The organism is Pseudomonas sp. S3_B11 (assembly GCF_054667715.1).
The window spans coordinates 1507511-1532895 of record NZ_CP162749.1 but is presented as its reverse complement, the minus strand read 5'-3'; the positions used below and the strand labels follow the sequence as shown (position 1 = coordinate 1532895).

The 25385-nt window shown below is 57.5% G+C and carries 23 protein-coding genes and 1 pseudogene; 15 read left to right on the top strand and 9 right to left on the bottom strand.

Annotated elements, in window-relative coordinates:
• Nucleotides 1–205: 205 nt before the first annotated feature.
• Nucleotides 206–1174 carry a LysR family transcriptional regulator gene (locus AB4O22_RS07200; protein ID WP_223471572.1) on the bottom strand — a complete coding sequence of 323 codons (969 nt, stop codon included), beginning with the start codon at nucleotides 1172–1174 and terminating at the stop codon, nucleotides 206–208.
• Nucleotides 1175–1507: 333 nt separating this feature from the next.
• Here AB4O22_RS07200 and proV point away from each other — a divergent pair.
• The 9 genes and pseudogenes from proV to AB4O22_RS07155 all read left to right on the top strand — a co-directional run bounded on the left by proV (nucleotide 1508) and on the right by AB4O22_RS07155 (nucleotide 11381).
• A pseudogene (gene proV, locus AB4O22_RS07195) lies at nucleotides 1508–2667 on the top strand (glycine betaine/L-proline ABC transporter ATP-binding protein ProV).
• A 94-nt stretch (nucleotides 2668–2761) separates the two neighbouring features.
• Nucleotides 2762–3715, top strand: a complete 954-nt coding sequence (gene proW, locus AB4O22_RS07190; RefSeq protein WP_223471570.1) for a glycine betaine/L-proline ABC transporter permease ProW — start codon at nucleotides 2762–2764, stop codon at nucleotides 3713–3715.
• A 58-nt stretch (nucleotides 3716–3773) separates the two neighbouring features.
• Nucleotides 3774–4802 (top strand): glycine betaine/L-proline ABC transporter substrate-binding protein ProX, encoded by a 1029-nt coding sequence (gene proX, locus AB4O22_RS07185; RefSeq protein WP_223471569.1) that lies wholly within the window; start codon nucleotides 3774–3776, stop codon nucleotides 4800–4802.
• A gap of 314 nt (nucleotides 4803–5116) precedes the next feature.
• Nucleotides 5117–6436 carry an NAD(P)/FAD-dependent oxidoreductase gene (locus AB4O22_RS07180; protein WP_460096050.1) on the top strand — a complete coding sequence of 440 codons (1320 nt, stop codon included), beginning with the start codon at nucleotides 5117–5119 and terminating at the stop codon, nucleotides 6434–6436.
• Nucleotides 6437–6576: 140 nt separating this feature from the next.
• A complete protein-coding gene (locus tag AB4O22_RS07175) occupies nucleotides 6577–7479 on the top strand; it encodes a dihydrodipicolinate synthase family protein (protein ID WP_460096049.1) in 903 nt (300 codons plus the stop codon).
• Nucleotide 7480: 1 nt separating this feature from the next.
• Entirely contained in the window at nucleotides 7481–8971 is a 1491-nt protein-coding gene (locus AB4O22_RS07170) for an aldehyde dehydrogenase (protein WP_223471566.1), read from the top strand.
• A gap of 99 nt (nucleotides 8972–9070) precedes the next feature.
• Nucleotides 9071–9688, top strand: coding sequence for a hypothetical protein (locus tag AB4O22_RS07165; RefSeq protein WP_460158242.1), 618 nt, complete (start codon nucleotides 9071–9073; stop codon nucleotides 9686–9688).
• On the top strand, nucleotides 9637–10431 hold the full coding sequence (locus tag AB4O22_RS07160; protein ID WP_460105683.1) for a M24 family metallopeptidase: 795 nt from the start codon (nucleotides 9637–9639) through the stop codon (nucleotides 10429–10431). Before AB4O22_RS07165 ends, AB4O22_RS07160 begins: the two co-directional genes overlap by 52 nt.
• Entirely contained in the window at nucleotides 10428–11381 is a 954-nt protein-coding gene (locus tag AB4O22_RS07155) for a GlxA family transcriptional regulator (protein ID WP_223471564.1), read from the top strand. The genes AB4O22_RS07160 and AB4O22_RS07155 overlap by 4 nt, the downstream gene beginning before the upstream one ends.
• Before the next feature lie 58 nt (nucleotides 11382–11439).
• On the opposite strand, the gene AB4O22_RS07150 is transcribed toward AB4O22_RS07155, so the two are convergent.
• The 6 genes from AB4O22_RS07150 to AB4O22_RS07125 form a co-directional block, all read right to left on the bottom strand.
• On the bottom strand, nucleotides 11440–11688 hold the full coding sequence (locus tag AB4O22_RS07150) for a transcriptional regulator (RefSeq protein WP_223471563.1): 249 nt from the start codon (nucleotides 11686–11688) through the stop codon (nucleotides 11440–11442).
• Between the two features lie 43 nt (nucleotides 11689–11731).
• Nucleotides 11732–12352, bottom strand: coding sequence for a dimethylsulfonioproprionate lyase family protein (locus AB4O22_RS07145; protein WP_223471562.1), 621 nt, complete (start codon nucleotides 12350–12352; stop codon nucleotides 11732–11734).
• Between the two features lie 22 nt (nucleotides 12353–12374).
• Entirely contained in the window at nucleotides 12375–13373 is a 999-nt protein-coding gene (locus AB4O22_RS07140; protein WP_460096048.1) for an Ldh family oxidoreductase, read from the bottom strand.
• 88 nt (nucleotides 13374–13461) lie between these two features.
• Nucleotides 13462–14361 carry a glycine betaine ABC transporter substrate-binding protein gene (locus AB4O22_RS07135; RefSeq protein ID WP_460096047.1) on the bottom strand — a complete coding sequence of 300 codons (900 nt, stop codon included), beginning with the start codon at nucleotides 14359–14361 and terminating at the stop codon, nucleotides 13462–13464.
• Between the two features lie 199 nt (nucleotides 14362–14560).
• The gene (locus tag AB4O22_RS07130; RefSeq protein ID WP_460096046.1) at nucleotides 14561–15496 is read right to left on the bottom strand and encodes an electron transfer flavoprotein subunit alpha/FixB family protein; all 936 of its coding nucleotides are present in this window, start codon (nucleotides 15494–15496) and stop codon (nucleotides 14561–14563) included.
• Complete coding sequence (locus AB4O22_RS07125; protein ID WP_460096045.1) at nucleotides 15496–16245, bottom strand: electron transfer flavoprotein subunit beta/FixA family protein; 750 nt, start codon at nucleotides 16243–16245, stop codon at nucleotides 15496–15498. The genes AB4O22_RS07130 and AB4O22_RS07125 overlap by 1 nt, the downstream gene beginning before the upstream one ends.
• A 211-nt stretch (nucleotides 16246–16456) precedes the next feature.
• On the opposite strand from AB4O22_RS07125, the gene AB4O22_RS07120 reads away from it, so the two are divergent.
• Genes AB4O22_RS07120 through AB4O22_RS07110 form a run of 3 tightly spaced genes read left to right on the top strand, consistent with a single transcriptional unit; the run spans nucleotide 16457 to nucleotide 20103 of the window.
• Complete coding sequence (locus AB4O22_RS07120; protein WP_460096044.1) at nucleotides 16457–18493, top strand: oxidoreductase; 2037 nt, start codon at nucleotides 16457–16459, stop codon at nucleotides 18491–18493.
• Nucleotides 18494–18552: 59 nt separating this feature from the next.
• A complete protein-coding gene (locus AB4O22_RS07115) occupies nucleotides 18553–19677 on the top strand; it encodes an S-(hydroxymethyl)glutathione dehydrogenase/class III alcohol dehydrogenase (RefSeq protein ID WP_460096043.1) in 1125 nt (374 codons plus the stop codon).
• Between the two features lie 42 nt (nucleotides 19678–19719).
• Nucleotides 19720–20103, top strand: coding sequence for a VOC family protein (locus AB4O22_RS07110; protein ID WP_003203443.1), 384 nt, complete (start codon nucleotides 19720–19722; stop codon nucleotides 20101–20103).
• A 255-nt stretch (nucleotides 20104–20358) separates the two neighbouring features.
• Here the strand turns inward: AB4O22_RS07110 and AB4O22_RS07105 are convergent, their stop codons facing one another.
• Nucleotides 20359–21144 (bottom strand): pyrroline-5-carboxylate reductase family protein, encoded by a 786-nt coding sequence (locus tag AB4O22_RS07105; protein ID WP_460096042.1) that lies wholly within the window; start codon nucleotides 21142–21144, stop codon nucleotides 20359–20361.
• Nucleotides 21134–21838: a TetR/AcrR family transcriptional regulator gene (locus tag AB4O22_RS07100; RefSeq protein WP_003203446.1), complete on the bottom strand. Its 705-nt coding sequence runs from the start codon at nucleotides 21836–21838 to the stop codon at nucleotides 21134–21136. The genes AB4O22_RS07105 and AB4O22_RS07100 overlap by 11 nt, the downstream gene beginning before the upstream one ends.
• Before the next feature lie 456 nt (nucleotides 21839–22294).
• Here AB4O22_RS07100 and choW point away from each other — a divergent pair, with 456 nt between their 5' ends.
• Genes choW through AB4O22_RS07085 form a run of 3 tightly spaced genes read left to right on the top strand, consistent with a single transcriptional unit; the run spans nucleotide 22295 to nucleotide 25332 of the window.
• Nucleotides 22295–23143 (top strand): choline ABC transporter permease subunit, encoded by an 849-nt coding sequence (choW, locus tag AB4O22_RS07095; protein ID WP_460096041.1) that lies wholly within the window; start codon nucleotides 22295–22297, stop codon nucleotides 23141–23143.
• Nucleotides 23140–24363 carry a choline ABC transporter ATP-binding protein gene (choV, locus tag AB4O22_RS07090; protein WP_460096040.1) on the top strand — a complete coding sequence of 408 codons (1224 nt, stop codon included), beginning with the start codon at nucleotides 23140–23142 and terminating at the stop codon, nucleotides 24361–24363. The genes choW and choV overlap by 4 nt, the downstream gene beginning before the upstream one ends.
• A 30-nt stretch (nucleotides 24364–24393) precedes the next feature.
• Nucleotides 24394–25332: a LysR substrate-binding domain-containing protein gene (locus tag AB4O22_RS07085; protein ID WP_460096039.1), complete on the top strand. Its 939-nt coding sequence runs from the start codon at nucleotides 24394–24396 to the stop codon at nucleotides 25330–25332.
• Nucleotides 25333–25385: the final 53 nt, after the last annotated feature.

Genomic DNA, 25385 nt, shown 5'->3' with positions numbered 1-25385 from the left:
ATGGCCAACGAATCCTGCGCGGAAAACCGTCCAACGCAACCGCTGAATACGCATGTTTTAGCCATGTTTAACACAAAGGGTACGACAGCCTATCCAGTCGACAAAACTACATTTTCGTCGCTCAACTGATAACTTAGCGTTATGACCGACTGAATCCAGACAATATTTTGCTTACCATCACCACCGACCGAGAAGACTTAAATACTCATACGCTCCACCTGGAAAACTTTGAAAGAATCCAGTCCCGCACTCTCCGACAGGCATCTTCGTATTCAGTCCTTTCATTACAGGCCACATAATGAAGACTGTTTCGAAGCGTCACCTGATGTTCGACGGGGCGAACGAGCTGCCCTCTCTCGACCATGGCACCGACAAGCTGGTTCCAGCCCAGTGCGACGCCTTGATGGGTCAAGACCATGTTCATGATCAGGTTGTAATCATTGGCATGAAAAATGGGCGGACAGTCGGCAGGACGCTCATCGATATCAACGTTCAGAAACGCCAGCCACACCCCCCAGTCCACATGCTCAGCCACGCCCGACCGTCCATAGGGACTTAGATTGAGTAGCGAAGAATCGCGCACCCCTTCAAGCGAGGTCAATTCGGGATGCATATCCAAAAACGTTGGCGAGCACACCGGGTAGATAATATCGTGGCACAACTGATAACTCTTATACCCATCCCCCACCTTGCTAATCTTTGAGATGATGATGTCCGGTTCTATGCCAGGCTCCATATTCACAAAGTTTTGAGTGGTGATCAGGTTGAACTCAATATCCGGGTTAGTCGCCCGAAACTCTGGAAGATGTTCGGACAGCCATAATGCAGAGAAGGCGGGCGAACAACAAACGGTCAGGATATGTTTCTGCGTCGGAGCGGTACGAATCCTTTCGGCCGCCTGGGCAATATTAACGAACGATAGTTGCGCAGCTTCAAAAAAGATTTTTCCTTCGGCGGTTAGTTCTACCGTGCGCCCGGCACGCATAAACAACTGAGCGCCCAACGACTCCTCAAGCTCTCGAATCTGCCGACTGATCGCTGCTTGCGATACACACAGTGCCTCCGCCGCCCGAGTGAAGCTTTCATATTTAGCGGCGGCGACGAATGCTCGGACAGCCCGAAGGGAAGGCATTCTAAGCAGTAATGTATCGGGGTCAACGTGTCTGCTGAGCATGGTAAGCCCTCATACTCCTATCATCCGCGAAAGCGGCGGAGCGTAACCCAATAGCCTAGCCCAGGCCATACAAAAGCGTCGTGATTGCGCCAAGACGGTCGTTTCGGCGGGCCTCGATAACGTTAGGTTATCCATAAAGCCCTGTAAATGTTGTTGGATTTAAGATCGGGATACTTATAGATTGAAAAAAAGCCCGAGCCCAAGGGCAAACAATAAAAAACAGGTACACGTCATGCGCAAATCTATCTTTTATTACTGCCCGCCTAAATTACCAACGCTCGAGCTCGATTCGATTTCGCGCGCTTGTAGCGTTACACGCAAAGGAGGGACGCGATGACTAGTCCAGACGAAATCATTTCTGTTAAGAACGTTTTTAAAATATTTGGCGCAGAGCCTGAAACGGCGATGAGAATGCTCGCCGCCGGGGCAAGCAAAAAGAAGTCTTTGAGAAAACAGGCCAGGTCATTGGTGTTTTCGACGCCAGCTTCGCGGTCAAGCGTGGCGAAATCTTTGTGATCATGGGGCTCTCGGGTTCTGGGAAGTCGACGATGGTGCGATTGTTCAACCGCCTTATCGAGCCCACGTCAGGCAGTATTTATCTGAACGGTCGCGAAATTACCGGGCTGGCTGATAAAGCCCTTCTTGATGTCCGCCGCAAAGAGATGGGCATGGTGTTCCAATCCTTTGCCTTGATGCCGCACATGAGCGTTCTGGAAAACACCGCCTTTGGCCTGGAGATTTCCGGCATCAGTGAAAAGGAACGACATAGCCGCGCCAGGGAAGCCCTCGCCCAAGTCGGTCTGGCCGGTCAGGAGCACAGTTATCCGCATCAACTTTCCGGCGGCATGCAGCAACGGGTGGGCCTGGCCCGTGCGCTTGCCAACGACCCGACCATCCTCCTGATGGACGAAGCCTTTTCCGCCCTGGATCCGCTTATCCGCAGCGAGATGCAGGGAGAGCTCATTCGCCTGCAGGCCGAGCAGAAGCGAACCATCATCTTCATTTCCCACGATATTGAGGAAGCTGTTCGTATCGGTCACCGCATCGCGATCATGGAGGGCGGCCAGGTGGTACAGATCGGCACGCCTCAAGAGCTGATCAGTCAACCGGCCAACGACTATGTACGCACCTTCTTCAAAGGCTTCGACAGCTCGCGGATTCTCAAGGCAGGCGACGTGGCCAGGCTCGATCCTGAATGGGTTCGCAAGCTGAACGGCCAAGCGCCACAGTTCAAGGCCGGCCTACCGTTTGGTTACTTGATCGATGAAGGCGGGCAACTGCTCGGGGTGGTGGATATCGATACCAGCGGCGCGGGTAGCAGCACGCATTACACCCAGCACCAACAGCATCCCGTATTTACCGATACCCCCCTGCACGAAGTACTGGAAATCGCAGCCAACCTGCCCTACCCGGTCCCTGTACTCGACCGTTCGGGCGCACTCACCGGGACCCTGTCAAAGAGCGAGTTACTGCAAACGCTGAGCCGCCATTAATACAGGCGCGCCCCTCTACGCTGGCGCGTCCCTGACCTGAAGTACCTGCGGCCTTCATAACGCCGCTGCGGTGATGATGAAGAGGTAAGCCCTGATGTCCGATTTCAGTTTTCTCGACCCGTTTCAAGTCGCCACCATCCCATTGGGTGACTGGGTGGAAAGCAGCCTCAATTTTCTGGTGCACAACTTTCGCGATGTGTTCCGCGCCATCCGCTGGCCGATTGACCAGGTACTGAACGGCGTCGAATACACTCTGCAAAGCATTCCACCCAGCATCGGGATCCTCCTGTCTTCATTGCTGGGATGGCAGCTAGCCGGTAAACGCATGGCGTTGCTGTGCTTTGTGACGCTCACGCTGCTGGGCCTTATCGGTGTCTGGTCCGAATCGATGACCACCCTGGCGCTCGTACTGACGTCGGTGTTCTTTTGCGCCCTGCTGGGTATACCCCTGGGTATTCTCTGCGCCCGCAGTGACAATTTGGAAAAGGTCCTGCGGCCCGTACTCGATGCCATGCAGACATTGCCGGCGTTCGTTTATCTCGTGCCTGTCGTCATGCTGTTCGGCATAGGCAACGTGCCGGGCATCCTTGTGACCATTGTCTTCGCCCTTCCCCCTCTGGTGCGCCTGACGAACCTGGGCATCCGCCAGGTACCGGAGGACAAAATAGAAGCGGCCCGGGCTTTTGGCTGCACACCGCGGCAGATGCTGACCCGCGTTCAGTTACCACTCGCCACGCCAACCATTATGGCTGGACTCAATCAGACCCTGATGCTGTCGCTGTCGATGGTGGTGATCGCTTCGATGATCTCGGTGGGCGGCCTTGGCCAAATGGTCCTGCGCGGCATTGGCCGCCTGGATATGGGCTTGGCCACAGTCGGCGGGACAGGCTTGGTGCTGCTCGCCATCTTCCTTGACCGTTTGACCCAAGCCATGGGCGCGCGCACCGGAGCCGACCCGAGCCTGCGCTGGTATCACACCGGTCCCGTAGGTCTTCTGCTGCGCCTGTTCGGCGCGAAACAGCCTGCGGGGCGAAGCAAGACCGCTTAAACCTTCCTATTCGAATCTGCCGCTCTTGAAGATAAAAACCCAAAAAAGGTACGCGACAATGTCTGAATTAAAGCTTTCCCGCAGCATTCTCAATTGCGCTACAGCCCTTGCCATAGCAGCCATGTCCCTGTGCGCCAACGCCTCGGCGAACCAACCGGGAGACGGGGTAAAGGTCACCCCCATCTTCCCCTCTATTGCTGAAGAACGATTCCGTGGCGAAGTGGCCATGGAAGGTCTTCGAGAGCTGGGTTACAAAGTGGAGGACCCCAAGGAGACCGAGTACGGCGTCATGATGATGGCCCTGGGGAGTGGTGATGCGGACTTTACGGTGCACTTGTGGGACAAATTGCACGATAAGTTCTACCAGCAGGCCGGGGGCGATAAGACCATGGTCAAGGCGGGCGACATCATGCCCGGCGTACTCCAAGGTTATTTGATCGACAAAAAGACCGCTGACGCCCATGGCATCAAATACATCACCGACCTGAAAAAACCGGAAATCGCCAAACTGTTCGACACCAACGGCGACGGGAAAGCAGACCTGACGGGATGCAATCCTGGCTGGGGCTGCGAGCTGGTCATCGCGCACCACATGAAGGCCTACGGCCTCGAAAAAACGGTCACCGTCAACCAGGGTTCTTATTTCGCACTGATGGCGGACACCATCACTCGTTATAAGGAAGGGCAGCCGATTCTCTACTTCACCTGGGTCCCCCAGTGGATCGCCACTGTCTTGGTCGAAGACAAGGACGTGGTATGGCTGGAAGTACCGAAAACCGACTTGCCTGATGGCAACAATGATGTCGACACGATGTACAAGGGCAAGAATCTCGGCTTTGCAGTAGACAAAGTCCAGGCCGTATTGAACAAAGACTTCGCCGAGAAAAATCCGGCGGCCTTGAAGTTCCTTTCGATCATGCAAATTACCACGGCCGACGAAAGTGCCCAGAATTTGAAAATGCAACAGGGCGAGAAAAAACCGGCTGATATCCGTCGTCACGCCAAGGAGTGGGTAGCCGCCCATCGCCAGCAATTTGATGCATGGTTGCAAACCGCTCGCGCTGCTGCGACACAAGCTGAAAATTAATACGAATAAGAGGCGGGACGAGTCGATGACTGGCCCGCCCCTTTAATGACATTCCGTTCCACGTAGAATTTAACGAGTGAAAACCAACCGAAAGACCCGTTTCGATTACTTATAACGGAGGGTTATCTGTTTTCTCCATTAAATGTTGTTGGATATTAAGTAATCACCAGAATAAATTTGGCCCCAGCCCTACAGCCAATTAAAACTGCAAAAAACTTAACCGTGACGACCGCTAAACACTCAGTTCACGTGAAGTTACCAAACACTTTTTTGCATGACTGGCATCGGATCGGTTGAATGAACAGGATCTTGAAATGTTGAAAGTCTCTTCGTTACCTGCCGATGATCAAACTTGCGGGTGGTATCACTTGAGCAAGGGGCGCCAGATCAAGCCCGTCCATCAAGGCTATAGCTGCGCCCGTTGGGTCATTGTCGGTGCCGGCTTCACAGGGCTTGCCGCCGCCCGTCAGCTCGCAACTCATTTCCCCGACGATCAGATCGTGTTGGTTGACGCCCAGGAAGTGGGCTTTGGTACTTCCGGTCGCAATGCCGGGTTCGCGATCGACTTGCCCCATGACATCGCCGCCGAGGATTACATAGGCGACATCGCCACGGCCAAAACAACGCTAAAGCTGAACCTGAGTGGCCTGGGCTATTTAAAAGAGTTGGTTGAACGCCATGGCATCGATTGCCAAATGAAACATTGCGGCAAATATCAGGCCGCCGTTGAACCAAGAGGCATCGCCGTTCTGGAGGCCTATCGTCGCGGACTCGATAAACTGGATCAGCCCTATCAGATGATCGAGGCCAGCGAACTGCCCGAACACATCGGCACGCACTTCTACCGCAAAGCATTATTTACGCCGGGGACTTCTTTGCTCCAGCCTTCAGCGCTTGTAAAAGGCTTGGCTGACAGCCTCCCCAGTAACGTGACGCTGTATGAAAACACTGCGATCACTCATGTGGAGTACGGCACCAAGACCGTGCTCAAGCACGCCGCGGGTTCAATCACCGCCGACAAGCTGATCCTGACCAATAATGCCTTTGGCATGAGTTTTGGCTTCCTTAAGGGCCGAATGCTGCCGGTGTTCACCTACGCCAGTCTGACCCGCCCCATGACCGAGCAAGAACAGGCTCGTCTCGGTGGCAGGCCTTATTGGGGTGTCATTCCTGCGGATCCATTCGGTACCACGGTACGTCGCACACCGGATAACCGTCTTTTGATCCGTAACAGTTTCAGCTTTAACCCGGACGGCCGCAGCGATGCAAAGTATTTGAAACGCTTTGTCGCCCGGCATCAGGCCTCTTTCGAACAACGCTTTCCCATGTTGCCTGAGATGAAGTTCGACTATACCTGGGGCGGCGCACTGGCTCTTTCACGTAACCATATGGGTTATTTCGGCGAACTTTCACCTAACGTCTACGGGGCACTGTGCTGCAACGGATTAGGTGTTACCCGCGGGACGGCGACCGGCAAACTCTTGGCTGATTGGCTGGCCGGTGAACAATCCGAGCTCATTGCTTTCGTCTTGAAATCACCCGGCCCCTGCCCTAACCCACCCGCGCCGCTGGTTTCAGCAGGCGTCAATATAAGTTTGCGCTGGGGACAGTACCGAGCGGGTAAAGAAAGTTGATCCGGTCCGACAATTTGAAGAAGTTGAAGTCGTTCATTTGACTTTCAACAAGCGGCCTCCCTTGGTTTAAAGATTGGCTGCGCTGACTCTATCGAGCTAGCGCCGCTTGATAGGCAGTGACACTAACTGGAGCGAGATTGATGAAATTTGAAGGCATTTACACACCGGCCGTTACGCCCCTGACCTCTGACGGCAGTATCGATAAGACCGCCTTCGCCGACGTCCTGGAGTATCTGGTGGACTCCAAGGTACACGGCATCATTATCGGCGGCTCAACCGGCGAATATTATGCCCACACCGCTCAGGAGCGTTTCGACCTGGCCGTCCAGGCCAAGGACGTGCTGCGCGGCCGTCTGCCGCTGATCGTGGGTACCGGCGCCATCCGCACTGAAGACTCGGTCGCCTACGCCGAAGCGGCGAAGGCCATCAAGGCCGATGCGTTGTTGGTGGGCTCGCCACCCTATGCACTGCCTACGCAAAAAGAGATCGCCCTGCATGTCAAGGCGGTGGACCGCTCCGCCGGTCTCCCCATCATGCTTTACAACTATCCAGGCCGCATGGGTGTGAGCATGGGCGAGGCGTTCTTTGATGAGGTCCGCGATGTGAAAAACATCGTCGCCATCAAGGAAAGCTCCGGTGACATGGCCCAGATGCACCGTTTGGCCTGCAAATACCCGCACATTGCCCTGTCTTGCGGTTGGGACGATCAAGCCCTGGAGTTTTTCGCCTGGGGCGCCCGCAGTTGGGTGTGTGCCGGTTCCAACTTCATTCCCCGCGAGCATGTCGCGCTATACGAGGCCTGCGTTGTCGAGAAAGACTTCGACAAAGGCCGTCGCATCATGGCAGCGATGATGCCGCTGATGGACTTTCTGGAAGGCGGGAAATTTGTCCAGTCCATCAAGTACGGCTGTGAACTGAACGGTTTGAGCACCGGTGGCCTGCGCGCCCCTCTGCACGGCCTGGACCCTGAGGAAAAGCAGGCGCTGCAAGGCGTCGTCACCGAACTCAAGCGCAACATCGCGCAGATCACTGGAGGTGCCTGAAATGGCTGATTTACTGACCAAGGAACAGTACGCGGCCATCGCCGCCCAGTTGAAATTCCCTACCCAGGCATTCATCAACGGCGAGTTCCGTGACGCACTCTCTGGAAAAACCTTCATCACGACGAACCCTGCCACGGGTGAACAGCTTGCAGAGATAGCGGCGTGCGATACCCGTGACGTCGACGTAGCCGTGGCTGCCGCCAAACAAGCGTTCGAGGATGGTCGCTGGCATAAGCTGTCACCCGGCGCACGTAAGCAGGTGCTCCTGCGTTTCGCCCAATTGCTGGAAGACAACGCCCACGAGCTCGCCGTGCTGGAAAGCCTGGACAGTGGCAAGCCAGTCAGCGAATGCCAGAACGTCGATGTGCCCGACACCATCCATACCCTGCGCTGGCATGCGGAGTTGATCGACAAGGTGTACGACAGCACCGCGCCGACCGGCCACGGTGCGGTAACTATGGTGGTGCGCGAAGCGATCGGTGTCGTTGGTCTGGTCCTGCCGTGGAACTTCCCCTTGTTGATGCTGGCCTGGAAGATTGGCCCGTCCTTGGCGGCCGGCTGTTCCATCGTGGTCAAGCCGGCCAAGGAAACCACCCTGACCGCGCTGCGTGTTGCCGAGCTGGCCCATCAGGCCGGCATTCCGGCAGGCGTATTCAATATTACCCCTGGCGGTGGCCGGGAGGCTGGCGAGGCAATCGGTCGGCACATGGATGTGGCGATGGTCAGCTTCACCGGTTCGACCGACACGGGCCGGTTGTTCCTCAAGTACGCGTCCGAGTCGAACCTCAAGCGCGTGGTGCTGGAACTGGGGGGTAAAAACCCCGCCGTGGTGATGAATGACTGCGAAGACCTCGATCAAGTCGCCCAGTACGTGACGGCCGGGGCTTTCTGGAACATGGGCGAGAACTGCTCGGCCTCCTCACGGCTGATTGTCCATAAAGACGTCAAGGATCAATTGTTGCAATTGATCAGCAAACATCTGCGCGACTGGAAAATGGGTGACCCACTGGATCCTGAAAATCGCCTCGGCGCCATGATCAGCAAAACCCATTTCGACAAGGTTCGTTCTTATCTGGAATACGCAGCCGAGCACAAACTCAATGTGATGCAAGGGGGCGAGACCGAGTCCGGTGTGTTCGTGCAGCCGACGATCATCGACGGCGTCGAACGTGACAGTCGCCTGTTTATCGAGGAGATCTTCGGGCCGGTATTGAGCGTGACCAGTTTCAGTACCCTCGACCAAGCCATCGAGCTTGCCAACGACACGGTCTACGGCCTGGCGGCATCCGCCTACACCGGCAGCCTGCGTAACGCTTTGCGCCTGTCGCGGGAGATTCGTGCGGGCGTGGTCACGGTCAACTGTTTCGGTGAAGGCGACGCCTCCACGCCGTTCGGCGGCTACAAGGAGTCTGGCTTTGGTGGTCGCGACAAATCCGTCTGGGCTCATGATCAGTACACCGAGCTGAAGACCATCTGGATCGATGCTTCGTAACCTGATCGAGCACGGGCTGTACTGACAGCGTTCAGCACACCGGTCACCGCTCCACGCAAGCGGTGATCGGATTAGGTGTTCAAGCGTATGGATCCCATCATGACAACTTCACCTTTTTCGATTCCAGCCAATGCTCGGCGCATCGACCCGGCCAGGCAGCGTGCAACTGCATTAAAAAAAGATGGCTCGGTCAATGACAACGACCGCGTCGAAATAGGCCCCACTCCCCTGGCGTTCGCGGAGTGGGAGCGTTTGGGCCTGGAGCCGCCCCATTTGCCCACCCTGCGTACGTACCGATTGCAACGGATCGTGGATCAGTTGGTCGCCCGCGACTTGGGGGGGATTCTGTTATTCGATCCACTGAATATTCGCTACGCGACCGATACCACCAACATGCAGTTATGGACGACCCATAACCCCGCACGGGCATGCTTCGTCGCCGCCAGCGGGCATGTTGTTTTGTGGGATTTCCATGGCTGCGATCACCTTTCCGCCCACTTGCCGCTAGTTACAGAATTGCGCAGCGGCGCATCTTTTTCTTTTTCGAGACCGGCGAGCACACGGATCGACACGCCAGGCATTTCGCCGCACAGATTGACGAGTTACTGCGCCAACACGCCGGAGCCAACCGCCGGCTTGCGGTCGATCGAATCGAAGTCGTCGGCGTGCGCGCATTGGATGCCCTGGCGATCGAGATTTGCAGCGGCCAGGAAGTGACCGAGTTCGCGCGCATGATCAAGGGACCGGAGGAAATCAAGGCGATGCGCTGCGCGGTGGCTTCGTGCGAAGCTTCAGTGGCTGAAATGCACCAGGCAATGCGCGCTGGCGTGACCGAGAACGATGTCTGGGCCGCCCTGCACGCCGGCAATATCCGCCGTGGTGGCGAATGGATCGAGACCCGGATCCTCAGTTCCGGTCCTCGCACCAACCCCTGGTTCCAGGAGTCAGGCCCACGAGTGTTGAGCGACGGCGACCTGCTGTCGTTCGACACGGATCTGATCGGCACCTACGGCATGTGCGTGGACATGTCCCGCAGTTGGATTTGCGGAGGGCTGGAGCCCACGGCCGAACAGAAACGCCTGTATCGAATTGCCCATGACCATATCACCCACAACACCGAACTGATCAAACCTGGTGTGCGCTTCACGGAACTGACCGCCAAGGCGCATCGGCTACCCGAGCCCTGCCGCGCCCAGCGGTACGGCGTGCTGTTCCATGGTGTCGGCCTGTGCGACGAGTACCCCAGTATCCGCTACCCCGAGGACCTGGAATCCTACGGATACGAGGGCGAGCTGCAAGCAGGCATGGTCCTGTGTGTCGAAGCGTACGTGGGTGAAGTGGGCGGCCGCGATGGCATCAAGTTGGAGAACCAATTACTGGTCACTGAAACCGGCTATGAATTACTCACCCGCTACCCTTTCGATGACAGTTTCCTGCGGGATACGAAGCATACCTCATGAACCAGATGATTGAGCCCCAGAAAATATCGAGCGTGGGATTCCTGTTGCTCGATAACTTTTCCCTGACCTGTTTCACCCAATGCCTGGACGTGCTGGTAACCGCCAACCTCATCCAGCCCGGATCGATAAAAGTCCATACTTTCAGTCGAAACGACTCTGAAGTGATCAGCGATTTGGCAATCCCTATCAGGCCAGACACACCGTTGACCGATATCAGAATCGCGGCACTGGACTTGATGGTTGTCTGCGGCGGGCTACGCACGCCCAGGGTACTCCCCAACGGGCTGATAACGCTTCTGACCAAGCTTGCGAACATGCCCATTGCGCTCGGTGGTTTATGGAACGGCGCCTGGTACCTGGGCAAGGCAGGACTGCTGGATGGTTATCGATGCGCCATTCATGCCGAACAACGTATGGCATTGTCAGAGTGTGCACCCAAGACAACGGTGACGTTGGACACGGTGGTGTTCGACAGGGACCGGCTCACCGCGTCAAACCCTGCCGGCGCGTTTCAAATCATGATGAAGTGGCTTTACGCCGCGCTCGATCAGAACCTCGCGGATGCCGTGTTTGAACTGTTGGATCATGAATCTCGATTCCGTACCTCGGCAAAGGTGCTGGACCGCAAAGTCAGTGCATCCTTGCGAGAAGTCATTGCATTGATGGAGTGCAATCTTGAAGAACCATTAGGCCTGGATCTGCTCGCCCAATGCGTTCAACTTTCCAAGCGCCAGATCCAACGTCTGTTTCGAAAACAAATCAATATGTCTCCCCAACGGTATTATCTGGAGCTACGACTGACCGAGGCACGACGCCTGCTACAGAACTCCAGGTTGAGCGTCACTGATGTCGCCATCGCCTGCGGCTTCGTTTCTACCCCGCACTTCAGCAAGTGCTACAGCACCCTCTTCGGCTGTCCGCCTTCAAAGGAAAGTCGTTACGAAATATAGCGTCTGCTGACAAGGCGCCGGGTATTTTCCTGGAAACGTTTCTCCTGTCTCGCGCCTATCAAGACACACCGTTGCTACCGCAATCTTTGCAAAGCCGTCGCGTGATACTGTGGCGTTTCGTGTCTTTGTCCAACAGTTCGACCGCTACAAACTCTTCGATACCCGCCCCGGCCTCAACCTTCTCAATAAACGTCAGAATGGCCTTTTTCATGAACCAGTGGGAGGTGCGGTCCAATTTGGCTGACGCCGACTTCAGCCTCGCCCGCGTTTCTTCGTTCAACTTTACGCCTTGCGTGGTGACCTTCATTTTGCCTCCTCCGAATGGCGAGCTCATTGATTCTTGTAACGAGTCACTCATGCATCAAGCCCCACAGTGCCAGAAGTGGAACATCCGTCGACTTCATTGCATGGACACAGGATGGCGGATTGAATACAAGGCCCCCTGCCCCGGGACTCCACCATCCCACATCCTCCCGATACCACTCCCCTGGCGACAGAACGAGATAGAACTCGGCGGGCGGGTGTTGGTGATAGGGGTAGCAGGTCTCGGGCATCATGAGCGCCAACCCCAAGGTCAAGGTAGTACATTCAAATAATCCACCCGGGCCGGCGATCATCCCGTGGCGATGACGCTCCACGAACGCGCCGTCCTGGTCGGCCCGGGCTTGGCGGTTTATCCAGGTGACATGGGGCAGGAGCGCGCCTAATGCGTCGCGTATCGACACTAAGTGCTCGTTGGCGCTTGGCGCAGCGCCGAGCGCCTCGGATAAATGCCCCTCCAGGAAACCCGGCAGCGCATTTGAAGTTTCCGCCGTCTTCCTGATCGTCCATAGGGCCGTAGCAAGAGATGCGATATGTGCTTGCGCCTTATCGCTGGCATTGCCTGACAGGACGTCCTGAAGCGAACGCCTGAGCACGTCGCCGCTGCTGATAATGTCCTGGTCCCACGATGGGTCTTCAGTGCTGTTCATCATCGTTTTCGATCCCATTGGCTTATAGACGGCTCAGCTGTTCCAACAGGTCTACGGGAACACTGATCCCATCATTCTGTGCGGTGAGCGTTGAGTGTTGCCGTTCCCATCCCGGCCTGTGGACGCCCATCTGCGTCAGGCGGGCCAGTTGGCTTGAGAGCCGCTGCTCGAATCCCGTTGAAAAGAATTTCGGCGCCAGGAGCAGGATCAACAGGCCACAGCCAGGCGTCTGGTTTCCCTGGTTGAAATCCGGCGCATCCAACGACCAATTGGCCCCCGTGAGCCCCGCCGATAAAACCTCGACCATGAGCATCAGATTGGCCCCACGATGGCCACCAAAAGGTAGCAGCGCACCGCTCAACGCCGCCAAGGCATTACGTGTGCCGTTGCCCTGTTGGTCCATCGCCCAACCGTCAGGGATATCGCTGCCCGTCGAAGCGGCGTGGGCGATATTCACGAATGCCGCGGCACTGCACGCCTGGTCGAACATCAGCGGGATGCCGTCGGCTGAGGGCGCGGAAAATGAAAGCGGATTGGTCGAGTAGGTCTTGCCCTTGGCACCAGGAACGGCGACCAGGGCCGGCCCGTTTGCGACCGCCAATGCAATCAGCCCGGCCTGGGCAAACCGCAACGTGTAGTCACCCAGTTCACCGCTGGTGAAACTGTTGCACTGGCTCAGCGTTGCCATACCATTGGCGTGCGTGGCATGGCACAGCGAATCGAAACAGCGATCGACACCCAGTTGGGCAATTCCGCCTTGGGCATCGGACTTGAAGATAATCGCGCCAGCGCGGGAGATGCGTGGTTCGGCACGTGGATTGATTCGTCCGGAAGAAAAGCCCGGCAAGTAATCGGCGAGGTGGCGAAACCCCACGGCCTGGTTACCGCGCGCTTGCGCAGCCACGGTGGCGTGAGCCAATGAGAGGGCAACCGCGGGTGAGCAGCCCTTCGCTTCACAGAGATGCGTCACCCAGTCGATCGCTTCATCAACGGTAAAACGACGATAAGTTGTGGTCTTCAAGGGTTTCGCCTGAATATTCGCTCAATGCATCCGATGCCCTTCACCAAGGGCACCAGACTGCAACACAACTATTGGACAGCAACAGCCATTACTGTGACGGTGTCGCGGAAGCGGTCTGGCTGCCGAACATCGCCTCGAAGCGGGGCTTGTTGGCGGCGTAGTACTCTGCAACGACCTTGTCTGCCGAGCTGTCACGGGCGGTGGACATCAACTTCTCAAGGTCAGCCTTGGGGATCTTGAAGTTGGCGAAGAACCGGGCGACATCAGGATGCTCGGCGCTGAAGCCTTTGCGGGCAACCGCATGGATCTGCTCAGAGCCACCGAAAATCTGCTTCGGATCATCCAGGTAGCGCAGCGGCCACTTGGCGAACATCCAGTGGGGACTCCAGGCGTTGATCAACGACCATTTGTCACGCTTGATGTTGCGATCCAGCTCGCTCAGCATTCCAGACTCTGAAGAAGCGACCATCTTGTAACCATCGAGCTTATATTCCTGGATGGCCTTTTCCGTGAGCTTGTATTGGCCGTTACCCACTTCCGAAGTCAGGATCTTGCCGCCGAGTTTCTCCCGCACCTCTGGTTTGTTCAGATCCTCGACACTGGCGATCTCGCTGGTTGGAATGGACGTTGGCACCGCCATGCCGATCCGACCTTCATACAGCACGCCGAGGTCTTCGAGCTTGTCCTGGTATTTGTCGTAGAACGCCTTGTGAGTGCTCGGCAGCCAGACCATCGGAATCAGGTCGATATTGCCGTTAGCCAGGGCCTGGAACTGAATGCCGATATCGGCGAGCACCAATTTGACCGGTTGCTTCAAGTGGTCGCGCAATGCCGTATCTGCCAGCTTTACAGCGATTTCCGTATCCGACCAATTCACCCATCCAATACGGATAGGCGTGGGTTCCTCGGCGTGAACCGTCAGGCTACCGGCGGCCATCGCCAGGCCAGCAAGCCAGCCGATACAAGTTTTACTGGATAACGTAATCATGGTGCATCTCCGCATACTGTATTAATAGTTATTGGCAGGGCAGCAGAAGAATTAACGTTCCCTCATCAAAGCAGAGCCATTACACCCTCGAGGGATCTTATGTTGTGCATGGATAAATTCTAGTTATGGGGAAACTCTTCATGTATTCCGGTGGCTCGGCCCTCCTCCGCCCTTTGGCGGAACTTATAAATGTAAGCACTCACAATGCTTTTTCGAGCGCCGGCAAGGCCTCGAACAAGTCCGCCACCCACATGTAATCCGCCACCTGGGCAATCGGCGCCTCGGCGTCCTGGTTGATCGCAACAATGACCTTCGAGCCACTCATGCCCGCCAAATGTTGAATGGCGCCGCTGATACCCGCGGCGATGTAAAGCTCTGGCGCGACGATTTTCCCCGTCTGCCCGACCTGCAGATCATTGGCGGCAAAACCCGAATCCACCGCGGCACGCGAGGCCCCTACGGCACCACCGAGCTTGTCGGCCACACGCTCGATCAAGGCGAAATGTTCCTTGGATTGCATGCCGCGGCCACCGGAAACAACGACGCGGGCACTCGACAAATCGGGCCTTTCACTGGCCGTCAGTTGTTCGCTCACGAAACGCACGTTGCTTGCGCTTTGCCCGCCCTCCACCGCCACCACTTCGCAACGATGCTCATGGGACAAGGCCTGGGTGAACGCCGAGGCACGAACGGTCAGCAACTTGATCGGGTCAAGGGACTGCACCATGGCGATGGCATTGCCGGCATAAATGGGACGCTGGAAGGTGTCCGCCGAAACGATGTGGGTGACGTCGGAGAGCATGCCGACATCCAGGCTGGCCGCGACCCGCGGCAACACATTGCGGCCTATGCTGCTGGCGTCGGCAACGACGTGCGTATACCCCTCGGCCACCAGTGAAGTGATCAGCGGTTGGGCATTTTCAGCCAGGGCGTTTTCGAACATCGCACCTTGTGCGAGCAGCACCCGGTCCAGGCCCTGTGTCAGTGCTGCCTGTTGCGCCACTGCCGAGGCGTCCGTCCCGCCCATCACCAGCAAATCCGTCCCGGCACCCAGCGCCATGGCGGCGGTCACGGCACTCCACGTACCCGCCGTCAGTTGACCTGCACTGTGCTCGGCGATCACCAATGTGCGCATCAAATCACCCCCGCAACGTTTTTCAGTTTATCCACCAGCTCGGCCACCGAACCGACGTTGATGCCCGCTTTGCGCACCGCAGGCGGGACAACCCCTAACAATCGAGCGTGTTCCTTCACGCTCGCGCCCAAGGTGTCAGCAGCAATGATTTCAAGCGGTTTTTTCTTGGCTTTCATGATGTTCGGCAACGAGGCGTAGCGCGGTTGGTTCAGGCGCAAATCACAGGTCACCACGGCCGGCATGGCGAGGGCGAGCACCTGGCTGCCACCGTCGACCTCACGCTCGACCACCCATTGCCCGTCGACGTGATTGATTGCCGAGGCGTAAGTGGCCTGACCGCTGCCAATCAGCTGCGCGACCATTTGCCCGACCTGGCTGTTCTCCTGGTCGATCGCCTGTTTGCCGAACAGGATCAGTTGCGGCTTTTCCTGATCGATCACTTTGCTCAGGTACTTGGCGACGTTGAGCGGCTCGAGCAGCTCACTCGTCTCGACCAGCAGCGCCCGGTCCGCGCCGAGTGCCAATGCCGTGCGCAGTTGCTCCTGGGCGGCCGAAGTGCCCACCGAGACCACCACCACTTCGGATACCAGCCCCTTCTCCTTGAGGCGAATCGCCTCTTCCACCGCGATTTCGCAGAACGGATTCAAGGCCATCTTCACGCCATTGAGCTCGACGTCTGAACCGTCGGCTTTCACCCGGACTTTCACATTCGGATCGATGGCGCGTTTTACCGCAACGAGCACTTTCATAGTTCTTTGCATAGCCCCCTTGCACTCTGGATCGATGCGGGATGACCGACCGGATACGCCGGATCCCCCCTGTTTCGACTGGATGGTAATCCTGGTTTTTCCACCACGCAAGAAAAATGTACACCTGTGTCTCAATCGTTGACACACATGAACATTCGACATACCGTTATGTCAAACCAAGCCTGATGTTCTGTTCCCGGAGCGCAACACCATGTCCAGCGATCCTCTGCTGCAGCCCTATAAGATCAAACACCTGACCCTCAAGAACCGGATCATGACCACCTCCCATGAGCCCGCTTATCCTGTCGACGGCATGCCGAAGGATCTGTACCGCGCCTACCACGTTGAACGTGCCAAGGCTGGTGTGGCGCTGACCATGACGGCGGGCTCCGCCGCCGTTTCCCGGGACAGCCCGCCGGTGTTCAACAACGTGCTGGCGTACAAGGATGAAGTGGTCAAATGGATGAAGGACCTGACCGACGAATGCCACGAACACGGCGCGGCGGTGATGATCCAGCTGACCCACCTGGGACGGCGCACACGCTGGGACAAGGCCGACTGGCTCCCGGTCGTCTCGCCTTCCCATCGTCGCGAAGCGTCCCACCGGGCCTTCCCGAAAAAGATGGAAGAATGGGACATCGACCGGATCATCAAGGATTACGTGGACGCCGCCGAGCGCATGAAGGCCGCCGGTCTCGATGGGTTGGAATTGCAGGCCTACGGGCACCTCATGGATCAGTTCTGGTCGCCACTGACCAACGATCTCGACGGGCCCTACGGTGGTTCGCTGGAAAACCGGATGCGCTTCACTTTTGATGTGTTACGCGGCATTCGCCAGCGTTGTGGCGAGGATTTCCTGCTCGGGGTGCGCTACACCGGCGATGAAGACCTGCCCGGCGGCTTCGGTGCCAGCGATGGCCTGCAGATCTCCCACATGCTCAAGGACAGTGGGCTGGTGGACTTCCTCAACGTCGTTCGCGGACACATCGATACCGATGCCGGCCTCACCGACGTGATTCCGATCCAGGGCATGCGCAACTCGCCGCACCTGGATTTCGCCGGCGAGATTCGTTCGGCCACCGGTTTCCCGACGTTCCATGCTGCCAAGATCCCGGACGTCGCCACGGCGCGACACGCCATCGCCTCCGGCAAGGTGGACATGATCGGCATGACCCGCGCGCACATGACCGACCCGCACATCGTGCGCAAGATCATCGAAAAGCGCGAAGAAGAAATCCGTCCCTGCGTCGGCGCCAACTATTGCCTGGACCGCATCTATCAGGGCGGAGCTGCGTATTGCATCCACAACGCCGCCACTGGCCGCGAAACCACCATGCCCCACGAAATCCCCAAGGCGGCTGTCAAGCGCAAGGTGGTGGTGATCGGCACCGGCCCGGCGGGCCTGGAGGCGGCACGGGTGGCCGGCGAACGTGGCCACGACGTCACGGTGTTCGAAGTGGCGGATCAGCCCGGTGGGCAGATCCGCCTGACTGCCCAGAGCGAGCGTCGCCGCGAAATGATCAGCATCATCGACTGGCGCATGACGCAATGCGAACGGCTGGGCGTGAAGTTCCATTTCAACACCTGGGCCGAAGCCGAAACCGTCATGGCCGAGGCGCCGGACGTGGTGATCGTCGCCACCGGCGGCTTGCCCCATACCGAGGTACTCAAGCACGGCAATGAACTGGTGGTGTCGACCTGGGACATCATTTCCGGCGACGTCAAGCCCGGCCAGAACGTGCTGATCTTCGACGACGCCGGCGACCATGCGGCGCTGCAGGCGGCCGAGGTCATCGCCAACAGCGGTGCGAAACTGGAGATCGTCACGCCGGACCGGTCGTTTGCGCCGGAGGTGATGGCGATGAACCTGGTACCTTACATGCGCAGCCTGCAAGACCTGAACGTCACCTTCACGGTCACCTATCGGGTCGATTCCGTGGAGAAACGCGATGGTCAGTTGGTGGCCAACTTCGGCAGCGATTACGGCCAGGTGCACAAGCAGCGTGTGGTCGATCAGGTGGTGGTCAACCACGGCACCCTGCCCCTGGACGATTTGTACTTCGAACTGCGCCCACATTCGAGCAATAACGGCGCGGTGGAACAACACGATCTGATCGCCGGCAAAACCCAGAATATCGTGACCAACCCGCAGGGCCGCTTCCAGTTGTTCCGGATCGGCGACGCGGTGTCGGCACGCAATACCCACGCGGCCATCTACGATGCGCTGCGGCTGGTCAAGGACATCTGAAGTCATGCCCCTGATCCTGGATCAGGGGCCATTTTTCCTATTCGACACGAGGCTCTTCCATGTCAGCACAGACCTTGAAATCAAGGGCTGCGGTCGCATTCGCGCCCAATGAACCGTTGCGGTTGGTCACCATCGATGTGGCGCCGCCCAAGGCCGGTGAAGTCCGGGTTCGCATCATCGCCACTGGCGTTTGCCATACCGACGCTTTCACCCTTTCGGGCAGCGATCCCGAAGGCATTTTCCCCACGGTGCTGGGGCATGAAGGTGGTGGTGTCGTCGAGTCCATCGGCGAAGGCGTGACGTCGCTGCAAGTCGGCGACCACGTGATCCCGCTCTACACCGCTGAATGTCGGCAGTGCAAATTCTGCCTATCCGGCAAGACCAACCTCTGCCAGGCCGTCAGGGCCACCCAGGGCAAAGGCTTGATGCCCGATGGCACCTCGCGTTTTTCCTATGAAGGCCAACCGCTGTTCCATTACATGGGCTGCTCGACTTTTTCCGAATACACGGTGCTGCCGGAAATTTCCCTGGCGAAGATTTCAAAAGACGCGCCGCTGGATCAGGTTTGCCTGCTCGGCTGCGGGGTGACCACGGGGATTGGCGCGGTACTCAACACGGCAAAAGTCGAAGCCGGTGCCAGCGTGGCGATCTTCGGGTTGGGCGGTATCGGCCTGGCCGCGATCATCGGCGCAAAAATGGCCAATGCCGGACGCATCCTGGCCATCGATATCAACCCAGCCAAACGCGACGTTGCCCTGTCATTGGGCGCAACGGACTTCATCAACCCCAAGGAAGATGACCGCCCCATCCAGGACGTCATCGTCGAACTCACCGACGGTGGCGTGGATTACTCCTTCGAATGCGTCGGCAATGTGCAACTGATGCGCGCGGCGCTGGAGTGCTGCCACAAGGGTTGGGGCGAGTCGATCATCATCGGTGTGGCCGGTGCCGGCCAGGAAATCAGCACCCGCCCGTTCCAGCTTGTCACCGGTCGCGTATGGCGCGGCAGCGCCTTCGGCGGCGTGAAGGGCCGCACCGAGCTTCCCAGTTATGTAGAGAAGGCCAGCCGCGGGGAAATCCCGCTGGAAACCTTCATCACCCACAACATGCCCCTGGACAAGATCAACGACGCCTTCGAGTTGATGCACAGCGGGCAAAGCATTCGCACCGTCATTCATTTCTGAGCGCCGGGCGATCGTCCAACTACCCATAGAAAGGAAACCAAGATGTCTGTTTTTACCCATGTCACCGTCGGCACCAACAACCTGGCAAAAGCACGTGCGTTTTATGATGCCACCTTGAAAGAGATCGGCCTCAAGCGTGTTGCCGATCTCAACGAGGCCGGTTCCATCTGGGGCGTCGATAAGCCTTCGTTCTTTGTACTCAACCCGGCCAATGGCAGTCCGGCGACCATTGGTAACGGTGTTACGGTGAGCTTCGAGGCACCGAACCGTGCTGCGGTTCTGGCGTTCCATACGGCTGCATTGGCGAACGGTGGCGTATGTGAAGGCCTGCCAGGCCCGCGTGGCTGGGCGGACAATGCCTATGCGGCTTATGCTCGGGATCTGGATGGGAACAAGCTGGCGGTGTATTGCTTCAAGGCTGAATAGGATTTGAGGTTGGCTTGAGGAAAACGGCGCCTTTCGTTTTTTGGAGGAGTGCCGTTTTTTATCTGGGGGTGGGGTTGCTCGCGAAAGCGGTGTCACAGTCAATGAATATGTTGGATGTGCTGGCCTCTTCGCGAGCAAGCCCGCTCCCACAAAGGGTTTGTGTTGGGCATGGATGTTGTGTCCGCTGAAGATCGAATGTGGGAGCGAGCCTGCTCGCGATGCGGTGGTGGCCGTTACCCGACCCCGATCGTTTTATCAGGCTTGAAGCCCCGTGCGGGCCACCGCGGCACCTGCCTGCAACGCCCTTCCAATCTGCTCTTCGAAATACCCCTGGGTCATCGCCTGCAAGGCCGCGGCCGTTACACCGCGGTAGGCCACCAAGGCGTCGATCATCTGTTGGGCATCACGGCTCGCCAGCAGTTGGCTGCTGTTGACCACTACATTTTTCGCGGCAAGCTGCGCGATATCACCAGGTATACCGGCCAGCATCGCCTGATTCGCCAGCGCCGTCATCAACAAGGCCGGAAAGGCCGGGCCGGTGCCTGAGAGTGCCGAGAGGTAATCGATGAAGTCTTCTTCCTGGACTTCAGCAGCGGTGCCCACACATTCAAACAAGCGCTGCACCAGGATTTTCGTCGTCGCCTCTACCCCGCCCGAACAATACCAGGGCGTAAAGGCCTGCTCGATTTCCACCGCCGCATTGGGCATCGCCCGTACGACTGCCGACGCCATGGTCTGTGTAGCAATTGCCTGTGCCGTGATGCCGGCCATCAAGGAGATCACGGTTTTGCCCGTCGCATTGATGTTCAAGCTGGCGAACTGCTCGGGGCGAACCGCGATGATCACGACGACGCTTTGATCCACCAGGTCCTGGTTGTTCGTGACCAGACTGGCACCTTGTTGGACCAACGGGTGGTTTCCCGAACGATTGGAGATGATCAGGTTTCCCGCCGGCACCAGTCCCTTTGCCAGGACGGCCTTGGCAATCGCGCCGCCCAACCAGCCGGTTCCGCCAATGATCCCCACGGTCTCATTGGTCATCGCCGTTGCCTTCGAAAGTGTCCGTCAACGGAACAAAGACCCCGGGCTCTTTTTCGGCATAGCCGAACTTCCCATAGAAACGATCCAGCTCACGCTGCTTGGGGACTTTGCCGGTGAAGATGCTCACGTAATGAGGGATGCGCTGGAAACGCACGGTGATCAGCTCACTCGTATTCATGGTGATATAGCCGATTTGAGTCAGATAAATCGTTCGGGCCCGGGTATCAGCTCCCTGGCTGTCATAACCAAAGCGCTTGAACATGTTCGCCAGGGCGTTCATTCGCTGCTCGTCTACCGCAGCGACCTCCTGGGCCACTTCAGCGGACTGCAGCGCCCAGCTGCGCACGGCAAACTCGAACTGCGAGTCGAACAATTGTGGGTTGAGCCAGCACTCGAACACATTCAGGATCGCCTCGGAGATGCTTTCGGCATAGCTTTCACATTGCCGGATCAAGCCCCCCGTATTGGTCTCTCGCCAACGCGACAGCAACGCCGCCAGCAGTTGCTCGCGATCCTCGAAGAACCAGTAGAAGCTGGTGCGTGACAAGCCCAGGCGCTTGGCCAGCGGCATGACTCGAACAGCATCGATGCCCGATTCCTTCAGGGCCTCGTAGGCCGCTTCCAGCCAACCCTCCGGCGAGCCCCGCCAGCCTGCGTCCTGGGCCTTGCCGCGTGCCTTCCCTACCTGGGGCATCTTTGCTTACCTTCTTTAAAATAATGCGTAACGTGAATGTACTCGGATGACCGTCGAATGTACACCTGAGTACATTTGATTGACTTTTTCGCCCGAGAAGTGGTGAACAATTAATGATCAAAACTCATGAGACACTGACATAAAATGGTTTGTCAGCAAAAGGCACCTGGATAACTATCTTCCACAGGCAACGGACTCCAAACCAAAACAACAACGAGCCGCCATCATGAATCTTGCAGTGCACACCTCTGAAGGACACTCGACACCCGGCCAAAGAATGCCGGGGCGACTGGCTTTGATACACGCGTCTTCCGTTACTCATCCCCTGCCCAAACTTCGATAACTGCTCACGCGACGCCTCGCGCAGTCGTTTTGTGTTGCCTGGAACCTGGCACACGGAGCTGCGCCCGGGCGGTTGCTGGCGTGCTGTTTCTTTCCATCAGCCGGATTAGTGATATGTGGATTACACAAGAAAAGCTTCCACTGGGTGAACATATCGCCCGGTATGTCGAATGGTTGACACAACATGGTGCTGGAGTTTTCGACGCCATATCGCTGTCGCTGTCGGGCGTCATCTCCGCGTTTACCAGCGCACTCCTCTGGTTCAACCCCTTGGCGTTGATCGCTGTATTTGCGCTGCTTGCCTATTACATCCAACGCAAGGCCAGTCTCACCTTCTTTGTCACCCTCTCCTTCCTGCTGATATTCAATCTCGGTTACTGGCAGGAGACCATGGAGACCCTCGCCCAAGTGACCTTCGCCACACTTGTCTGCGTGGTCATCGGTGTACCGTTGGGCATCGTTGCAGCCCATCGACCATGGTTCTATGCAGCCTTGCGGCCGGTGCTCGACCTGATGCAGACCGTGCCCACCTTCGTGTACCTGATCCCGACCCTGACACTTTTCGGCCTGGGGGTAGTCCCAGGCCTGATTTCCACGGTGGTGTTCGCGATTGCCGCGCCCATCCGCCTGACCTACCTGGGCATCCGCGACGTACCGGACGAACTGATGGACGCTGGCAAAGCCTTCGGCTGCTCCCGTCGCCAGCTCCTGTCGCGCATTGAACTGCCCCATGCGATGCCGAGCATCGCGGCCGGCATCACCCAGTGCATCATGCTGTCGTTGTCGATGGTGGTGATCGCCGCACTGGTGGGCGCCGATGGCCTGGGCAAACCCGTGGTCAACGCACTCAATACCGCCGATATCTCGATGGGTTTTGAAGCCGGCCTGGCGATCGTGCTGCTGGCCATCATCCTCGACCGAATCTGCAAACAACGTGAAGCCGTGAAAAGAGGTGACGCATGAGCATCATCCGTTTTGAAGACGTTGACGTCATCTTCTCTGCCCGTCCGAAGCCCGCCCTGGATCTACTCGACAAAGGTTTTTCCCGCCCGGAGATTCTTCAGAAAACCGGTTTGATCGTTGGCGTGGAGAAAGCCAACCTGGAGATCAACAAAGGCGAGATCTGTGTGCTCATGGGCCTGTCCGGCTCCGGCAAATCCAGCCTGCTGCGCTGCATCAACGGCTTGAACACCGTCAGCCGCGGCAAGCTGTTCGTCGAACACGAAGGCCGGCAGATCGACATCGCCTCCTGTACCCCCGCCGAACTGAAGATGATGCGCACCAAGCGCATCGCCATGGTGTTCCAGAAGTTCGCCCTGATGCCCTGGCTGACGGTGCGCGAGAACATCAGCTTCGGCCTGGAAATGCAGGGCCGTCCTGAGAGAGAACTCCGCAAGCTGGTGGATGAGAAGCTGGAGCTGGTGGGCCTGACCCAATGGCGCAACAAGAAGCCCGACGAGTTGTCCGGTGGCATGCAGCAACGGGTCGGCCTGGCCCGCGCCCTGGCGATGGACGCCGACATCCTGCTGATGGACGAACCCTTCTCCGCCCTCGACCCGTTGATCCGCCAAGGCCTGCAAGATGAGTTGCTCGATCTGCAGCGCAAGCTGCACAAGACCATCGTATTCGTCAGCCATGACCTGGACGAAGCCCTGAAGCTGGGCACGCGCATCGCCATCATGAAAGACGGCAAAATCATCCAGTACAGCAAACCCGAGGAGATCGTGCTGAACCCGGCTGACGACTACGTGCGTAACTTCGTCGCCCACACCAACCCGTTGAATGTGCTGTGTGCGAAAAGTTTGATGACCCCGCTGGACCAGTGCATTTTCGTCCGCGACGAATATTGCCTGGATACAGCTCAAAACCTGTGGATGATGGTGAACCCGCAGGGTCATTTGACCAGCCTTCGAAAAAGCGCCACGACGGCGCACGTCCAACCATGGAATCCGACCCAGCCAATCGAGACCCTGGCTCGACAGCCAACTTGCGTGCCGGCAGCGACCACCATGCGCGACGCCCTGCAGATTCGCTATGAAACGGGCCATCCACTGATCGTGCAGAACGAGGCCGGTACTGTCCTGGGCATATTGGGCGACGGTGAACTGTATCGGGCACTGCTTGGACATAACCTGTCACAGCCCGCGCCTTCTGAACCCGCAAGGGAATCTTCGGTGGCTTGATTCGCCAGGCAACGACGTCGGAACGCACCTATGCAACCCAGCGATATCGATAGAAAGGTCAAGGGCTATCGGCGGTTGATACCGTCGATGACGGCGTTGCTGGAATTCGAAGCCGTGGCGCGATTGGCCAGTTTCACCCTGGCCGCCCAAGAGCTGGGCGTGACCCAGGCCGCCGTCAGCAAACAAATCCGGTTGTTGGAAGATACCCTGGGGACCAAGCTGTTCCATCGGCTTCATCGGGCGATCAAGCTGACTCACGAAGGCTATATCCTGCATCTGGTCGTCGCTGAGTCCATTCATCGCATGGCCAGTGTCTTCGACAAAATTGCCGAGGGCATTGGTGAGCAGGAGATCACCATCGCCTGCACGGAGGCGTTCTCTCACTTGAGAATACTCCCCAGATTGATCGCTCTGCGCACCCTGCAACCGAAGTTGAAATTGCGCCTGATGACGCAGCAGGTCTCGCCAAGTTCTTATCGGGATGACGTCGACCTGGCCATCCGTTTCGGTAATGGAAAATGGGAGGATGGCAGCTCGGTCTTCCTGTTCGATGAAGAAGTGTTTCCCGTTTGCTCGCCGGCCTGGCTCGCCGCCAACCCGGCACCTTCATCCATTACCGATTTTCTGGACACGGCGCTGATTGACTCAGATTCCACCCTTGAAGGCTGGATGACCTGGAACCGTTGGTGCCGGGAACTGGGCGATATGCGCCCCAAGCTCAATTATTCATTTCGCTGCAGTTCCTACAACGATGCGATCCAGGCGGCCATTCAAGGCCACGGCATTGCACTGGGATGGAGTCGGCTGATCGCGCACCGTCTCAACAGTGGCGAACTGATCAGAATCACGCCCTACGTGGTCAAGCCAAAAGACGCTTATTACCTGGTGATTCCGAGCGGTCGAAAACTTGAGCCCATTACCCAGGCACTGGTTGATTGGTTGCGCGATGACAGTTATCTAACTCACTGATAATCAACAAGTTAAAGTCAACTTTCAGGCATAACGCAAAGTTATGCGAGCGT

Bases quoted from the DNA above. Each gene is read 5' to 3' on its own strand.
- AB4O22_RS07200 (WP_223471572.1), bottom strand. From the start codon at position 1,174: ATGCTCAGCAGACACGTTGACCCCGATACATTACTGCTTAGAATGCCT.
- proW (WP_223471570.1), top strand. From the start codon at position 2,762: ATGTCCGATTTCAGTTTTCTCGACCCGTTTCAAGTCGCCACCATCCCA.
- proX (WP_223471569.1), top strand. From the start codon at position 3,774: ATGTCTGAATTAAAGCTTTCCCGCAGCATTCTCAATTGCGCTACAGCC.
- AB4O22_RS07180 (WP_460096050.1), top strand. From the start codon at position 5,117: ATGTTGAAAGTCTCTTCGTTACCTGCCGATGATCAAACTTGCGGGTGG.
- AB4O22_RS07175 (WP_460096049.1), top strand. From the start codon at position 6,577: ATGAAATTTGAAGGCATTTACACACCGGCCGTTACGCCCCTGACCTCT.
- AB4O22_RS07170 (WP_223471566.1), top strand. From the start codon at position 7,481: ATGGCTGATTTACTGACCAAGGAACAGTACGCGGCCATCGCCGCCCAG.
- AB4O22_RS07165 (WP_460158242.1), top strand. From the start codon at position 9,071: ATGACAACTTCACCTTTTTCGATTCCAGCCAATGCTCGGCGCATCGAC.
- AB4O22_RS07155 (WP_223471564.1), top strand. From the start codon at position 10,428: ATGAACCAGATGATTGAGCCCCAGAAAATATCGAGCGTGGGATTCCTG.
- AB4O22_RS07150 (WP_223471563.1), bottom strand. From the start codon at position 11,688: ATGAAGGTCACCACGCAAGGCGTAAAGTTGAACGAAGAAACGCGGGCG.
- AB4O22_RS07145 (WP_223471562.1), bottom strand. From the start codon at position 12,352: ATGAACAGCACTGAAGACCCATCGTGGGACCAGGACATTATCAGCAGC.
- AB4O22_RS07135 (WP_460096047.1), bottom strand. From the start codon at position 14,361: ATGATTACGTTATCCAGTAAAACTTGTATCGGCTGGCTTGCTGGCCTG.
- AB4O22_RS07130 (WP_460096046.1), bottom strand. From the start codon at position 15,496: ATGCGCACATTGGTGATCGCCGAGCACAGTGCAGGTCAACTGACGGCG.
- AB4O22_RS07125 (WP_460096045.1), bottom strand. From the start codon at position 16,245: ATGAAAGTGCTCGTTGCGGTAAAACGCGCCATCGATCCGAATGTGAAA.
- AB4O22_RS07120 (WP_460096044.1), top strand. From the start codon at position 16,457: ATGTCCAGCGATCCTCTGCTGCAGCCCTATAAGATCAAACACCTGACC.
- AB4O22_RS07115 (WP_460096043.1), top strand. From the start codon at position 18,553: ATGTCAGCACAGACCTTGAAATCAAGGGCTGCGGTCGCATTCGCGCCC.
- AB4O22_RS07110 (WP_003203443.1), top strand. From the start codon at position 19,720: ATGTCTGTTTTTACCCATGTCACCGTCGGCACCAACAACCTGGCAAAA.
- AB4O22_RS07105 (WP_460096042.1), bottom strand. From the start codon at position 21,144: ATGACCAATGAGACCGTGGGGATCATTGGCGGAACCGGCTGGTTGGGC.
- AB4O22_RS07100 (WP_003203446.1), bottom strand. From the start codon at position 21,838: ATGCCCCAGGTAGGGAAGGCACGCGGCAAGGCCCAGGACGCAGGCTGG.
- choW (WP_460096041.1), top strand. From the start codon at position 22,295: ATGTGGATTACACAAGAAAAGCTTCCACTGGGTGAACATATCGCCCGG.
- choV (WP_460096040.1), top strand. From the start codon at position 23,140: ATGAGCATCATCCGTTTTGAAGACGTTGACGTCATCTTCTCTGCCCGT.
- AB4O22_RS07085 (WP_460096039.1), top strand. From the start codon at position 24,394: ATGCAACCCAGCGATATCGATAGAAAGGTCAAGGGCTATCGGCGGTTG.